10 protein-coding genes are annotated in these 14,602 nt (G+C 68.4%); 5 read left to right on the forward strand and 5 right to left on the reverse strand.

The window, feature by feature from the left end; all coding sequences use genetic code 11:
- Positions 1 to 52: 52 nt before the first annotated feature.
- From dcd to apbC, 3 genes are all read right to left on the reverse strand, one after another.
- On the reverse strand, positions 53 to 622 hold the full coding sequence (dcd, locus tag ACP26O_RS12445) for a dCTP deaminase (protein WP_006398615.1): 570 nt from the start codon (positions 620 to 622) through the stop codon (positions 53 to 55).
- A 195-nt stretch (positions 623 to 817) separates the two neighbouring features.
- A complete protein-coding gene (gene sodC / locus ACP26O_RS12450; protein ID WP_011657651.1) occupies positions 818 to 1,354 on the reverse strand; it encodes a superoxide dismutase [Cu-Zn] in 537 nt (178 codons plus the stop codon).
- A 132-nt stretch (positions 1,355 to 1,486) separates the two neighbouring features.
- Positions 1,487 to 2,578 carry an iron-sulfur cluster carrier protein ApbC gene (gene apbC / locus ACP26O_RS12455; RefSeq protein ID WP_426356243.1) on the reverse strand — a complete coding sequence of 364 codons (1,092 nt, stop codon included), beginning with the start codon at positions 2,576 to 2,578 and terminating at the stop codon, positions 1,487 to 1,489.
- Between the two features lie 355 nt (positions 2,579 to 2,933).
- Between apbC and ACP26O_RS12460 the strand changes: the two genes are divergently transcribed.
- Positions 2,934 to 3,581, forward strand: a complete 648-nt coding sequence (locus ACP26O_RS12460; protein ID WP_012364456.1) for an OmpA family protein — start codon at positions 2,934 to 2,936, stop codon at positions 3,579 to 3,581.
- Between the two features lie 376 nt (positions 3,582 to 3,957).
- Positions 3,958 to 6,129: a methionine--tRNA ligase gene (gene metG / locus ACP26O_RS12465; protein WP_175665046.1), complete on the forward strand. Its 2,172-nt coding sequence runs from the start codon at positions 3,958 to 3,960 to the stop codon at positions 6,127 to 6,129.
- Between the two features lie 87 nt (positions 6,130 to 6,216).
- Here metG and ACP26O_RS12470 read toward each other — a convergent pair whose 3' ends face one another.
- Positions 6,217 to 10,302 carry a translocation/assembly module TamB domain-containing protein gene (locus ACP26O_RS12470; protein WP_175665047.1) on the reverse strand — a complete coding sequence of 1,362 codons (4,086 nt, stop codon included), beginning with the start codon at positions 10,300 to 10,302 and terminating at the stop codon, positions 6,217 to 6,219.
- A gap of 28 nt (positions 10,303 to 10,330) precedes the next feature.
- On the reverse strand, positions 10,331 to 12,166 hold the full coding sequence (locus ACP26O_RS12475) for an autotransporter assembly complex protein TamA (RefSeq protein ID WP_175665048.1): 1,836 nt from the start codon (positions 12,164 to 12,166) through the stop codon (positions 10,331 to 10,333).
- Between the two features lie 264 nt (positions 12,167 to 12,430).
- Between ACP26O_RS12475 and ACP26O_RS12480 the strand changes: the two genes are divergently transcribed.
- From ACP26O_RS12480 to panC, 3 genes are all read left to right on the forward strand, one after another.
- On the forward strand, positions 12,431 to 12,619 hold the full coding sequence (locus ACP26O_RS12480) for a DUF3460 family protein (protein WP_006761252.1): 189 nt from the start codon (positions 12,431 to 12,433) through the stop codon (positions 12,617 to 12,619).
- Between the two features lie 4 nt (positions 12,620 to 12,623).
- Positions 12,624 to 13,496, forward strand: a complete 873-nt coding sequence (locus ACP26O_RS12485) for a segregation and condensation protein A (RefSeq protein WP_011657657.1) — start codon at positions 12,624 to 12,626, stop codon at positions 13,494 to 13,496.
- Between the two features lie 259 nt (positions 13,497 to 13,755).
- Positions 13,756 to 14,595, forward strand: a complete 840-nt coding sequence (panC, locus tag ACP26O_RS12490) for a pantoate--beta-alanine ligase (protein ID WP_012364461.1) — start codon at positions 13,756 to 13,758, stop codon at positions 14,593 to 14,595.
- Positions 14,596 to 14,602: the final 7 nt, after the last annotated feature.

The raw sequence follows: 14,602 nt of genomic DNA on the forward strand, positions 1-14,602 counted from the left end.
CGCGTCACGCGCAGCGGTCACCCGGAAACCGGTGAGACGATATGCAACCAGATCAGGTTTTCGGCAGCGTGACACCACGCTGACCCTGATACTTGCCGCCGCGATCGGCGTACGACACGTCGCACACCTCGTCGCTTTCGAAGAACAGCACCTGCGCGACGCCTTCGTTCGCGTAGATCTTCGCCGGCAGCGGCGTGGTATTCGAGAATTCCAGCGTGACGTAGCCTTCCCACTCGGGTTCGAACGGCGTCACGTTGACGATGATCCCGCAGCGCGCGTACGTCGACTTGCCGAGGCAGACCGTCAGCACGGTGCGCGGGATGCGGAAATATTCGACGGTGCGGGCCAGCGCGAACGAGTTCGGCGGGATGATGCACACGTCGCCCTTGAAATCGACAAACGAGCCCTCGTCGAAGTTCTTCGGATCGACGATCGTCGAATTGATGTTGGTGAAGATCTTGAATTCGTCCGCGCAGCGGATGTCGTAGCCGTAGCTCGACGTGCCGTAGCTGACGATCCGGCGGCCATCCTCGGACGCGCGAACCTGATCGGGCACGAACGGCTCGATCATCTTGTGTTCTTCGGCCATGCGCCGAATCCACTTGTCGGACTTGATGCTCATGCGAGCCTCCGCCGGGCTGTCCCAAAGAGGCTGACCGCCCCGTCGGAGGGCAGCGAACAAAGTGAGCGTTGGGGTCGTTTCATATCGGGGCGCCTGGAAACGCTGCGTGACAGTCGGTGACGGCCGTACCCGCGAGGCGGCGGCCGGGAAAGGCGCACATTTTACGCGATCATCGGCTCGCGCACGCGGCGGCCGTCAACGGATCACGCCGCACGCGAGCGCGGCGCCCGCGCCATGCTGCGAAAAGATCGGATCGCTCGGGTCGCGGTGCACCAGCGCCGCGCGGTTCATCGCGGAGCGCACGCCATCGAGGGCCAGATCGGGCGCGACGATGAAACCGGCCGCGACGCCGTTCGCGTCCGCATGGATATTGCCGAGATCGCCGGCGACCCGCGCGCCCGCGCGCAGGCGCTCGGCGGCCGGCGCGAACACCGGGCCGGCGCTCGAGCCGTCGCCCGCGTTGCAGTCGCCGCGCTCGTGCACCTGCAGCGCGTGATCGCTGTTCGGCGGCAGGCCGACCAGGTTGTACGTGACCTGGACGCCGTCCGGGCGTTCGACGAACGTCACCGCGCCGCGTGCCTGCGAGCCGACCGTCGGCTGCAACTGCGCGTCGGCGCGTTTTTCGTGCGACGAGGAAAAGGAGGTACAGCCGGCCAGCAGGCCCAGCGCGGCGGCGGCCAGCAGCGCGCGCCGCGCGCGGCCGGCGCGCACGCCGTGATGTCGTTGGTTCATTCGATCCTCATGCCGGCTGGCGGCTGTTGATGCGGCCGCCGTGCCGGGTGGGTAAAGGGACCCGGGAAAAGTCGCCATGATACCGCGCCTCGCGGCGCCGTAAACAGCGTGAGCCCCCGCCCCGCAAGGGTTTTACGTATTTTGAACAACGATCGACGGGAACTTCGACGTCATGTCGCGCGCGCGCTCGGCAATCGCCAGCGCGACGCCGCGCGCGATGTCGCGGTAGCGCCGCGCCAGCGCGCCGTCCGGCTCGGCCGCGACCGTCGGCGTGCCGCTATCGGCGCGCTCGCGGATCGCGACGTCGAGCGGCAGGCTGCCGAGCACGTTCACGCCGTACTCCTGCGCCATCCGCTCGGCGCCGCCCGCGCCGAAGATGTGCTCCTCGTGGCCGCAGTTCGAGCAGATGTGGATGCTCATGTTCTCGACGATGCCAAGGATCGGAATGCCGACTTTCTCGAACATCTTGAGGCCCTTCTTCGCGTCGAGCAGCGCGATGTCCTGCGGCGTCGTCACGATCACGGCGCCCGTCACCGGCACGCGCTGCGCGAGCGTGAGCTGGATGTCGCCGGTGCCCGGCGGCATGTCGACGATCAGGTAGTCGAGCTCGCGCCAGTTGGTCTGGCGCAGCAGTTGCTCGAGCGCCGACGTCGCCATCGGGCCGCGCCACACCATCGGATTGTCTTCCTCGATCAGGAAGCCGATCGAGTTCGCCTGCAGCCCGTGGCCGATGAGCGGGTTCATCGACTGGTTGTCCGGCGACTCGGGGCGCTGGCCGTGAATGCCGAGCATCGTCGGCAGCGAAGGGCCGTAGATGTCGGCGTCGAGGATGCCGACCGATGCGCCTTCCGCGGCGAGCGCGAGCGCGAGGTTGACGGCCGTCGTGCTCTTGCCGACGCCGCCCTTGCCCGACGCGACCGCGACGATGTTCTTCACGTTCGGCAGCAGCTTCACGCCGCGCTGCACAGTGTGCGCGACGATCTCCTGCGACACGGCGACACGTGCGTCGCGCACGCCCGGCACGGCCTTCAGCGCAGCGGCGATGCGCGCGCGCACGTCGTCGTGCTGGCTGCGCGCGGGATAGCCGAGCACCACGTCGACCGCCACGGCGTCGCCGTCGATCGCGACGCTGCGCACGCCCTTGTTCGCCGCGTACGGACGGTCGGTATTGGGGTCGACGACCGCCGCCAGCGCGGCGTCGACTTGTGCCCGGTCAATGCTCATCGAAACTCCGTGAAAACGTTTTTCTCCCGCGCAAACGTCAAAAAATATCAAATTACGCTGCGAAAATCGGGAAAAGTGAAAGAATCTGTTGCACGCCATTGCGCGAACGCGCGCGGCGGCGCAATCTTCGCGTGCGGCATGCTATAGGGCCAAATCGGCCGCCAACCGCCTATATTGTAGAGGCTGACGCATCACCTGTCCGGAACAGCCACGCTGGCGAACAGGGCATGCAGCCGCCTCGGCGGCTGCCGCGAGCCCGGGCCCGCCCGCCTTTGTCGGGCGCCCGTGGTGGGAGCCGTCACTGTTGTTTGTCGTCGTTGTCGACTCGTTCAACCAAGAAAGAGAGGAATCCAAGATGAACATGAAAATCGCGACCCGCTTGTCCGTCTTCGCATTGGCCGGCGCATTGCTGGCAGGCTGCGCCACGCAGCAAGGCAACAACGCGGCCGTCGGCACCGGCACCGGTGCGGCGCTGGGCGCGGGCATCGGCGCGCTGGCCGGTGGCGGCAAGGGCGCGGCGATCGGCGCAGGCGTCGGCGCACTGGTCGGCGGCGTGACCGGCTACAACTGGCAGGCGATCAAGAACAAGCTCGCACCGTCGGCAGCACAGACCGGCACGCAAGTGACCGAGCAGCCGGACGGCTCGCTGAAGCTGAACGTGCCGAGCTCGGTGACGTTCGCGACGAACCAGTACGCGATCACGCCGGCCTTCACGCCGCTGCTGAACGACCTGGCGACGACGCTGAACCAGAACCCGCAACTGACGGGATCGGTCATCGGCTACACGGACAGCACGGGTTCGGCGCAGCTGAACCAGACGCTGTCGCAGAACCGTGCGCAAAGCGTCGTGAACGCGCTGGCGCAGCGCGGCGTCGCGGGCGGCCGTCTGTCGGCCCAGGGCATGGGCCCGTCGAACCCGATCGCGGACAACGCGACCGAAGCCGGCCGTGCGCAAAACCGCCGCGTCGAGATCTACCTGCGCGCGCCGCAGCAGCATCAGTAAGCATCGCCACGAGAGGGAACGGGGCCGTGCGCCACGCGCACAGCCCCGCCGCACAAGGCTTCCAGCAGGATCCGTAACAAATCGAAAAAAATTTCGAACTTCCGTCGCGGCCTGCGGTCTGTCTTTACGGTACGCGGCTGGCGCTGCCGGCCCGTCACCATTCTCCTCTTGTCGTTGTTGCTCCGGGGCCGTATCCGCCCCGGTTTTTTTTGCCCGAAAATCGCGTGCTGCGCCGCAGCATTTCACTGCCGGGCACGTGTCCCCCGCCCGCGCGCCCGTCGCGGCACCCCCTGTCGAACACCCGCCCCGGCTGACCGGCGCGCGCCCCTGCTAGAATCGCAGTTTCCGTCGTTTTCGCCGTTCTTCTACAGACCCTATGTCCGCATCCGACCTGACTTCCGTGCAGGCTACGGCGCCGCAAGGCCGCCGCCAGATCCTCGTTACGTCCGCACTGCCCTATGCCAACGGCCAGATCCACATCGGCCACCTGGTCGAGTACATCCAGACCGACATCTGGGTGCGGACGCTGCGAATGCACGGCCACGAGGTCTACTACATCGGCGCCGACGACACCCACGGCACGCCGGTCATGCTGCGCGCCGAGAAGGAAGGCCTCACGCCGAAGCAGCTGATCGACCGCGTGTGGACCGAGCACAAGCGCGACTTCGACAGCTTCGGCGTGTCGTTCGACAACTTCTACTCGACCGACTCGGACGAGAACCGCGTGCTGAGCGAGAGCATCTATCTCGCGCTGAAGGAAAACGGCCTGATCGCCGAGCGCGCGATCGAGCAGGCGTACGACCCGGTCAAGGAAATGTTCCTGCCGGACCGCTTCATCAAGGGCGAGTGCCCGAAATGCCACGCGAAGGACCAGTACGGCGACAACTGCGAAGTGTGCGGCTCGACCTATCTGCCGACCGAACTGCTGAACCCGTATTCGGTGGTGTCGGGTGCGACGCCGGTGCGCAAGACGTCGACGCACTACTTCTTCCGCCTGTCCGACCCGCGCTGCGAGTCGTTCCTGCGCGAATGGGTCAGCGGCCTCGCGCAGCCCGAAGCCACCAACAAGATGCGCGAATGGCTCGGCGACGCCGGTGAAGCCAAGCTCGCCGACTGGGACATCTCGCGCGACGCGCCGTACTTCGGCTTCGAGATCCCGGGCGCGCCCGGCAAGTACTTCTACGTGTGGCTCGACGCGCCGGTCGGCTACTACGCGAGCTTCAAGAACCTGTGCGACCGCGAGGGCATCGACTTCGACGCGTGGATCCGCGCGGGTTCGACGGCCGAGCAGTACCACTTCATCGGCAAGGACATCCTGTATTTCCACACGCTGTTCTGGCCGGCGATGCTCGAGTTCTCGGGCCATCGCACGCCGACCAACGTGTTCGCGCACGGCTTCCTGACGGTCGACGGCGCGAAGATGTCGAAGTCGCGCGGCACGTTCATCACCGCGCAGAGCTACATCGACACCGGCCTGAACCCCGAATGGCTGCGCTACTACTTCGCCGCGAAGCTGAACGCGACGATGGAAGACATCGACCTGAACCTCGACGACTTCCAGGCGCGCGTGAACAGCGACCTCGTCGGCAAGTACGTGAACATCGCGAGCCGCGCGGCCGGCTTCCTGATCAAGCGTTTCGACGGCCGCGTGCAGGACAGCGCGATGAACCATCCGCTCGTCGCGAAGCTGCGCGATGCGATTGCATCGATCGCCGCGCACTACGAAGGACGCGAATACAGCCGCGCGCTGCGCCACACGATGGAACTCGCGGACGAAGTGAACGCGTACGTCGACGGTGCGAAGCCGTGGGAACTCGCGAAGGATCCGGCCAACGCGGTCGCGCTGCACGAAACCTGCAGCGTGAGCCTCGAGGCGTTCCGTCTGCTGTCGCTCGCGCTGAAGCCGGTGATGCCGCGCGTGGCCGAAGCGGTCGAGGCGTTCTTCGGCGTCGCGCCGCTCGCATGGGCCGATGCCGCGAAGCCGCTGTCGTCGGCGCAGCCGATCAAGGCGTACCAGCACCTGATGACGCGTGTCGATCCGAAGCAAATCGACGCCCTGCTCGCCGCGAACCGCGATTCGCTGCAGGCCGACGCCGCGGGCGCCGCTGCCGCGGGCACGACCGCCGCCAACGCCGCCAACGCCGCGAAGGACGCGAAGAGCGCCAAGGCGAACGCGAAGGCGGTTGCCGCGAACGGTGCCGACGACGCTCCGATCTCGATCGACGATTTCGCGAAGGTCGACCTGCGCATCGCGAAGATCGTCGCGTGCCAGGCCGTCGAAGGCTCGGACAAGCTGCTGCAGCTCACGCTCGACATCGGCGAGGAAAAGACCCGCAACGTGTTCTCGGGCATCAAGTCGGCCTACCAGCCCGAACAGCTCGTCGGCAAGCTGACGGTGATGGTCGCGAACCTCGCGCCGCGCAAGATGAAGTTCGGGCTGTCCGAAGGGATGGTGCTCGCCGCGTCGGCAGCCGACGAGAAGGCAGAACCGGGCCTCTACATCCTCGAGCCGCACAGCGGCGCGAAGCCCGGCATGCGCGTGAAGTAAGCAGCACACGCCGCTGGCTGAGCAAGGAAGCCCCGCACGAGATGTGCGGGGCTTTTTTTCATGGCGCGGCTGGAGCGCGCCCCTTCATCACCGCTGGCTGAACCAGCGATCGAAGCGCCGCGTGTAGTTCAGGTCGACGCCCTGGAACGTGCCGCCATACGCGGACACCGACCAGAAGCGCGTCAGGTTGATCGTCGCCTTGAACGCGTTGCTCGCCGATTGCAGCCCTTGCTCGTAACCGAGCACGAAGCGCTCGTTGATCGCCTTCGAGATCTGCACGACCTGCGCATCGGTCAGGCCGACGTCGCTGCGGCCGATCGAGAATTCGTCGAGACCGATGCTCTGCGCGACCCGCTTGCCGGTCGCGCTGCCGAGCAGCGCAAGCGCGGCGGTCATCGCGTTCTGCTGGCCGACGTTGTTGCCCTGATCCGTGCCGTGACCGAACAGCAGCCACGACAGCTTCTCGTTGTCGGTGACGTTCGGCTCGGACACGAGCTTGACCGTCGGCGACTGGATCGTGCCGATGACCTGCACGCCGGCCTCGACCTCCTGGTTGCGCCGCATCGCGAGGATGTTGATGCCCGGATTCGACACCGGGCCGTTGAACGTGAAGAAACCGTTCTCGACCGCGAGCTTGCGGCCGAACGACGTATAGGTCGACCCCTCCGTCACGCGCACGTTGCCGACCGCGCGCAGCGGCACGCCCGGCGCGCTCATCACGGTGATCGTGCCGCGCAGCCCGAGGTCCGCGCCGTGGCCCCGGAAGCGGAAGTTGTTGCCGAGGCCGATGTCGATGTTGGCGCGCGGCGCGAGCGACGGCGCCGGCTTTTCGTCGACCTTCTGCGGCTTCGCGACCGCGGTGCCCGTCTGCACGTCGCCGCGCACCGTGCCGTCCGGGCGCACGATCACGACGTCGTCGGACAGATGCGGCGCGCCGTCCTCCGGCAGGTCGAACAGCGCGCGGTCGACGACGAACTTGCCGTTGATCGCCAGCGCGCCGCGCGGCCCGTCGTTCGCGACGGTCGCCTTGCCCGACAGCGACAGCTTGCGGTCGGGCGCGGCGAACAGCTCGAGCTTGTCCGCGACGATGCTCGCGGTCAGGTCCGGCGCCTCGCCGTCGAGACGCACGCGGCCGATCGCGCGCAGCGTGCCGTCGCCGCCGTGGAACTCGACCTGCTGGAATTCGACGAGGTTCTCCGCGAGCTTCACGCGCACGATGCCGTCCTTCAGCTGCACGCCCTGGTCGACCAGCGTCGCGGACAGGTCGTCGCCCGTCAGGCTCCCCGACACGTTCGGCTTCACCGGCGTGCCCGCGACCGTCAGGTGCAGCGCCGCGCGCCCGCCGAGCAGGTAGCTCGGCCCGAACAGGTTGCCGGTCGCCTTCAGCGACGGGATGTCAGCGTCGATGCGGCCCGACAGCGGACCATCGTCGACGACGCCGAACACGCCGTCGCGCAGCGCGAACGGGACGGTGACGTTCGCGGCGAGCGTGCCGATCCGGTTCGCCTTCGCGAGCGCCACCACGTTGAGCCGGTTGCCGGGTGCGAAGGTCGCGCGCGCGGACAGGTCGGTCAGCCCGAGCGACGCGATGCCGCGGCCGCTCTCGATCGTCACGTCGCCGCCGCGCCGTTTCATCTGCACGTGGCCGCTCGCATTCGCGCCGAGCGAGAAGTCCCAGTCGGCATCGAGCACGACGTCGGTACGCACCGGCGGCCGCTGGCCCGTCAGCGCCTGGCGGACTTCGAAGAAACGCGCGACCGATGCATCGCGCACGGAGCCTGCCGAGCGCATCTGGCCGCGATCGAACACGAACGACTTCAGGTCGATCGACGCGCCTTCGAGCGTGAGCCGCGTCGCGCCGAGCGTCACGCGGCCGGCACCGGCCGATATGGTGAGCGGCGCCTGCAGCGCGAGCGCCGGCGTGCCGCGGTTCGCGAGGCGCGTGACGGTGCCGTCCCAGCGCATCCCGTCGCGGTTCTCGACCACGCCGCCGTTCGCCGCGAGCGTCAGGTTGATCACGCGGCCGTCGGCGATCCCCATCGCCGACGCATCGAGCGTGTGCTTCGCGCGCGTGCCGTCGAGATTCGCGCGCAGCGATTTCAATTGCAGCGAGCCGAGCGCGAGGTCGGTCGCGTCGGCCGTGAACACAAGCGCGCCGTGCGCGCCATCGCGGATGTCGGCGCGGCCCTGCGCGGCGCCGATCCGGTTCGAGCCGACCACGACGTGCTGGGCCTTGTAGGTGCCCATCACGTTCGGATGCGCGAAGCTGCCGGTCAGCTCGCCCTGCGCCTGCACCAAGCCCTGCATGCCGAAGCCGAGCCGGTCGAGCTGCGGCGCATCGACGACGAAGCGCAGCCGGTCGCCCGGCGCGCCGAAGCTGCCGCGCAGGTCGACGTGGTTGCCCGCGATCGACAGGGTCGCGTTGCTCGGCAGAATCCGCGGGCCGACCAGCTGCACGACGCCGGCGCCGGTCAGCGGCACGCCGTCGTACAGGCTGTCGCCGAGCTTGAAGGTCGCCTTCGTCGACACCTGCGGCGCGAACGCGCCGGAGGCCGTCAGCGTGCCCGATACGCGCGTCTCGCCGTGCTTGACCGGCGCCTTGGTTGTCGCTTTGGTCGCGTTCGCCGTCTTTGCCGGCTTTGCCGCCGTTTTTGCAGCCGGCTTGCCGCCAGCCGCGCCCGGCGCATTCATCGCGGCGAGCTGCAGCGGATCGAACGCCGTCAGCGTCGCCTTCGCGTCGTAGCTCGAATGCGCGTCGTGGCGGAACACGCCCGTCAGGTCGATACGGCCCTTGCCGGCCGTCACGCGCGCATCGGTCAGCACCGTCTGCTGCGCCGTCAGCGCGACCTTCGCACGCGCGCCGAGCGCGAGCTTCGGATCGTTCAGGTTGAAGTCGACGGTCGTCACGTCGCCCGCGAGCGTCACGCCGAGCGGGCCGCCGAGGCGCATCGGCCGCAATTGCGCGACGAATGCATTGAGGTCGAGATTCGCGACCTGCAGGTCGAAGCGGCCCTTGCCGCCCGTCAGCGTGCCGCCGCCGGTCACGCTGCCGTCGCGGATCAGCTTCAGTGCGAGGCCGTCGATCCGCTGCGCATGCGCGTCGAGATTCACGGTCGCATGCGCGTCGACGACCGGCAGCAGGTGCTCGCCGAGCAAGCCGGGCTTCGCGTTGACGATCGACACCGGGCCCGTCACCGCGAAGCCCTTCGCCGGTGCGGCGCCGGCCGGCGCGGTCACGGGCGCCAGCTCCGCGCGCACCGCGAGATCGGCGGCCGGCGCGCCTGGCGAAATCGCCTGCGGGTTCACGTGCTCGAACGCGATCGACGCCCGCGTGAGCGGCACCGCGCCGAACGGCGCGGCCTCGACGTGCGCGCGCCCGTGCAGCTTCATCCCGCTCGCGGCGACGTCGGCAACTAGTGCCTCGAGCGAACCCGATACGTTCGCGCTCGCGTTGACCGGTTCGTCGGCGAGCTTGCCCACGTAGGTCGCGTTGCCCGTCAGCGCGAACGGCTTCACGCCGTCGAGCTTCGCGCGCGCGGTCAGCGCGCCGTACGGCGTGTCGACGCCGTCGAGCGCGAGTTCATGGTGACGGCCGTCGCTGCGGCCGTTCAGCGCGAGATGGTCGAGCTGCGTCGTCGAGCTGCCTTCGTGGATCGCCAGGTGATCGACGCGCAGGTCGTCGATTCGCACCTGCAGCGGCAGGCTCAGATCCTGCGGGGTCGTGGCCGGTTTCGACGGCCCCGGCACGATCCGCACGTCGATCGTGCCCGCGCGCAGGTACGCGACCGACAACCGCCACGGCGCGCGGGTCAGCGCCCAGCGGCCCTCGAGCCGGTCGATCCGCACTTCGGTGCCGGCGCCGCCGGGGCTCGTCCACGCGAAGCCGCGCAGCCGCACGCCGGTCGCGAGCGCGCCGCCTTCCAGCGTGCCCGTCAACCGAGCGCCCAGCACGCGCACGGCCGTCTGCCAGGCGAGCCGCGTGCCGCGCTCGGTCGTCGCGGCGGCCAGCACGAGCCCGACCGCCAGCACGACGAGCAGCACGACCGTCGCGAGCGTCCACGCGACGACCCGCACCGCCCGCCCGCGGCGCGGTGCGCGCGGCGGCGCGTCGGGCGCGCGCTCGGGCGAATCCGGATCGTGAGGCGGCGGCGTGTCGTTCGGGTCCTTCGTCATGCGGTTCGTCGTGGATCGGGCAATAAGGTCAGAAAGCGATGCCGAGCGTCAGGTACGGGCGCACGCTGTGGTTGCGCAGCCCGTACGCGACGTCGACGTTGATCGGGCCGACCGGGCTGCGCCAGCGCGCGCCGATGCCGACACCCGGATAGAACACCTTCTCGCCCCACGCATCGGTCGCGGTGCCGATGTCGAAGAACGTCGCGGCGCCCCAGTCGCGGTTGAACCAGTGCTGGTATTCGGCGGTGCCCGTCATCAGGTACTTGGTCGGCAGCACGGAGCCGGCGACGCTGTTGCCGATGCTCTGGTAGCCGTAGCCGCGCACCGAGTTCGAGCCACCTGCGCGGAACAGCAGCGACGCCGGCACGCCGGTCGAGCTGCCGCTCGTGAACACGCCGCCGAGCTCCGCGCGGAACACGAACAGGTCGCGCTTGCCGATCGGCACGTACTGCTGGCCGCGCGCGTAACCGCGGATGAAGGTCTGGTCGGTCAGCACGCCCTTGATCGCGAAGCCGGCCTCCGCGTGGATCAGGTTGCCCGAGCGCGGGAACAGCGGATCGTCGACGTTGCGGCGCGTCCACGACCACTGCGGCACCAGCGCGCGGCTCGTGGTCGGGCCCGCGCCGTTCTGGTCGAGCCGGTCCTGGTAGTACATCAGCGAGTACGCGTAGTCGATGAACTGGCCGGTGCGCGTGCGCTGCGCGCCGATCCGCGCGCTGTAGATGCGCGTGTCCGACACGTTGGTGTTCGTGTACGACGCGAGCACGCTGTTGGTCCACCCTTTCTCGCCGGGCGGCATCGACAACTGCACCTGGCCGTACTGCTGGATCTGGTCGACCCGGCCCGACACGGTGAACGGCCACGCGGCGCCGAACGTGTCGAGGTACGTGTACGAGCCCTGCACGTGCGGGCCCGTGTCGGTCGCGTAGCCGACGCCGCCGCGAATGTTGTTGTACGGGAATTCGCTGACCTTCACGTGCACGGGCGTGAGCTCGGGCTTCGACGTATCGTCGCCGACGTCGATCGCGACGCTCGCGTAGTACGGCGTGTTCTGCAGTTGCCGCTGCAGCTCGGTGATCCGCCGCGCGTCGTAGATCTCGCCTTCGGACAGCGGGTTCACGTTCGTGACGATCTTCTCCGGATAGCGGCGCACGCCGTCGACATCAACCTTGCCAATCGTAAATGTCGGGCCGCTGTCGAACGCGACGGCCAGCGTCGCGCGCTGCGTGCGCGGATCGATGCGCGCCTCCGACGACGTGATCTTCGCGCCCAGGTAGCGGCGCGACTGCAATTGCTTGAGCGCCTCGCCCTTTGCGGTGTCCCAGCCGGACTGCGTGAACGGATCGCCGGGCTTCAGCGAGAACGCGAAGCGGGTCGCGGTCTCCTGCTTCGGATCCTCGGTGTCGACGGGCCCCTTGAACGTCAGGTCGACCGTCGACACGACGGTCTGCGGCCCCGGATCGACGGCGACGCGCACGTCGCGCTTGCCGTCGCGCGTGCGCACGTCGGTACGCACGACCGGCGAAAAATAGCCGGCTGTCGCGGCCAGGTCGCGAACCTGCTGCGGCGTGGCGGTCACGAGGAAGTCGAACTGGTCGTCGCTGATGTCGTCGCGCTTCGCGAAGCGCGCAATATCGAGATGAGCCTTCAGGAGCTTGCGGATCGAGCGCGGCGCGTCGATGTCGACGTCGTACTTCGCGTAGGCCGGCAATACGACGCACGCGGCGAGACAGCCCACGAGGGCGGTCCGGGCCGCGCCAGCGACGCCGCGCCGCGCGCGATCACCCGCGTGCCGGGCCGCGCACGGTTCGCGCGGCGCCGCCTCATGCGTCGGATATGCTTGCTGGTTCGCCTGACCCGCCAAATATGACCTCGCCCTCGGTTGTCATGGTTTCGTGGAAAGCCCTGTATTTGACCACAGGGCGGCATCCGTGCCCGCGCCGGCGCCGCTTTGACGCTTGCGCGCAACGACGCGCGTGACCGGCCGGTCACGCGTGGGCAGTCACGCCGCACGCGCCGGCCAGCGGATTCGACGCGCGATTGCCGCCGGCTGTTCCCCGCGATGCGGTAAAATCCCGCCATCGAGAATCCGGCGCATCGTGCGCCCCCTGAAACGGAAAGCCAAGCCATGCCGTACCAGTCCGACGTCACGCAATTCCTGAATCAGCTCAAACAACAGAAGCCGACGCTCGAAGCCGAGCAACGCAAGGGCCGCTCCCTGCTGTGGGACAAGCAGCCGATCGACCTCGACGAGCGCGCCGAGCAGCAGGAATCGCGCGTGAAGCAAACGTCCTACGTCTACTACCAGAACTTCTAAGCACGTGAGCGCCGCCGACGAGGCCAGCGCCGCCCGCCAGGACGACGCGATCGCCGCGCCTGCGGGCGCCGATTCGACGCCCGACACGGTCGACGGCGTCGCGGCGTTCGCGCGCCTGTACGGCGAGCCGCTCTTCAAGCTGCCGCAGGATCTCTACATCCCGCCCGATGCGCTCGAGATCTTCCTCGAGACGTTCGAAGGCCCGCTCGACCTGCTGCTGTACCTGATCCGCAAGCAGAACTTCAACGTGCTCGACATCCCGATGGCGCAGGTCACCGCGCAGTATCTGGGTTATGTCGACCAGATCCGCACGTCGAACCTCGAGCTGGCCGCCGAATACCTGCTGATGGCCGCGATGCTGATCGAGATCAAGTCGCGGATGCTGCTGCCGGTCAAGAAGGCCGACACCGGCGAGGAAGCCGAGGATCCGCGCGCGGAGCTCGTGCGCCGCCTGCTCGAGTACGAGCAGATGAAACTTGCCGCGCAGCGCCTCGACCAGCTGCCGCAGCTCGGCCGCGACTTCCTGCGCGCCGAGGTCTACATCGAGCAGAGCACCACGCCGCGCTTCCCGGACGTCGATTCGAACGACCTGCGCGCCGCGTGGGCCGACGTGCTCAAGCGCGCGAAGCTCGTCCAGCACCACAAGATCTCCCGCGAGGAGCTGTCGGTGCGCGAACACATGAGCCTGATCCTGCGCCGGCTGCAGAATGCGCGCTTCATGGAGTTCGCCGACCTGTTCGACACGTCGCGCGGCGTGCCGGTCGTCGTCGTGAACTTCATCGCGATGCTCGAGCTGGCGCGCGAATCGCTCCTCGAGATCACGCAGGCCGAACCGTTCGCGCCGATCTACGTGCGCCTCGCCTACCTGCCCGCATAACGCGCGCCGCCGCGCCCGCGCTGTCCCCGCACACCGCCACATACCGCATTCCGCCGCCGGGCCCACCCGCGCGGCCGGCCCGCGGCACGCCCGATTAAAAAGTGAACGACCGTACTTTTTTCGATGCGCCCGGCGGCCAAATCCTCTACAATCCGCCGACGCCCGATGCGCCGCCCGCGCGCCGGCGTGCTCCGCTTCGACCCCGACGCCGCTGTTGCGGCGCCAACGCGCGCATGCGCGAGGAACCCGCTACCCGATCATGAAAGTCATCAGCTCGATCCAGGAACTGCGCGACCAGTTGCGCGGCCAGAACCGCACGGCGTTCGTGCCGACGATGGGCAACCTGCACGAAGGTCACCTGTCGCTGATGCGCCTCGCGCGCCAGCACGGCGACCCGGTCGTGGCGAGCATCTTCGTCAACCGGCTGCAGTTCGGCCCGAACGAGGATTTCGACAAATATCCGCGCACGCTGCAGGACGACATCGAGAAGCTGCAGAAGGAAAACGTCTACGTGCTGTTCGCGCCGACCGAGCGCGACATGTATCCGGAGCCGCAGGAGTACCGCGTGCTGCCGCCCGACGACCTCGGTGGGATCCTCGAGGGCGAGTTCCGCCCCGGCTTCTTCGCCGGCGTGTGCACGGTCGTCACGAAGCTGATGTCCTGCGTGCAGCCGCGCGTCGCCGTGTTCGGCAAGAAGGACTACCAGCAGCTGATGATCGTGCGCCGGATGTGCCAGCAGCTCGCGCTGCCGGTCGACATCATCGCGGCCGAGACCGTGCGCGACGAGGACGGCCTCGCGCTGTCGTCGCGCAACCGCTATCTGACGACCGACGAGCGCAAGGAAGCGCCCGAACTCGCGAAAACGCTGCAGCGCGTGCGCGACGGCGTGCTCGGCGGCGAACGCGACCTCGGCAAGCTCGAGCAGACCGCGCGCACGCACCTGGCCGAGCGCGGCTGGGCGCCCGACTACATCTCGATCCGCCGCCGCGCGAACCTGATCGCGCCGAGCGCCGCCGAGCTCGAAGCCGGCGAGCCGCTCGTCGTGCTCGCAGCCGCGAAGCTCGGCGCGACGCGCCTGATCGACAACCTGGAAATCTGACGGGCCG

Source organism: Burkholderia sp. R-40, assembly GCF_049942845.1.
Lineage (GTDB): Bacteria > Pseudomonadota > Gammaproteobacteria > Burkholderiales > Burkholderiaceae > Burkholderia > Burkholderia ambifaria.

What these genes read in the sequence shown, in the direction of transcription:
- dcd (WP_006398615.1), bottom strand. Translation starts at nt 622, where the DNA reads ATGAGCATCAAGTCCGACAAGTGGATTCGGCGCATGGCCGAAGAACAC.
- sodC (WP_011657651.1), bottom strand. Translation starts at nt 1,354, where the DNA reads ATGAACCAACGACATCACGGCGTGCGCGCCGGCCGCGCGCGGCGCGCG.
- apbC (WP_426356243.1), bottom strand. Translation starts at nt 2,578, where the DNA reads ATGAGCATTGACCGGGCACAAGTCGACGCCGCGCTGGCGGCGGTCGTC.
- ACP26O_RS12460 (WP_012364456.1), top strand. Translation starts at nt 2,934, where the DNA reads ATGAACATGAAAATCGCGACCCGCTTGTCCGTCTTCGCATTGGCCGGC.
- metG (WP_175665046.1), top strand. Translation starts at nt 3,958, where the DNA reads ATGTCCGCATCCGACCTGACTTCCGTGCAGGCTACGGCGCCGCAAGGC.
- ACP26O_RS12470 (WP_175665047.1), bottom strand. Translation starts at nt 10,302, where the DNA reads ATGACGAAGGACCCGAACGACACGCCGCCGCCTCACGATCCGGATTCG.
- ACP26O_RS12480 (WP_006761252.1), top strand. Translation starts at nt 12,431, where the DNA reads ATGCCGTACCAGTCCGACGTCACGCAATTCCTGAATCAGCTCAAACAA.
- panC (WP_012364461.1), top strand. Translation starts at nt 13,756, where the DNA reads ATGAAAGTCATCAGCTCGATCCAGGAACTGCGCGACCAGTTGCGCGGC.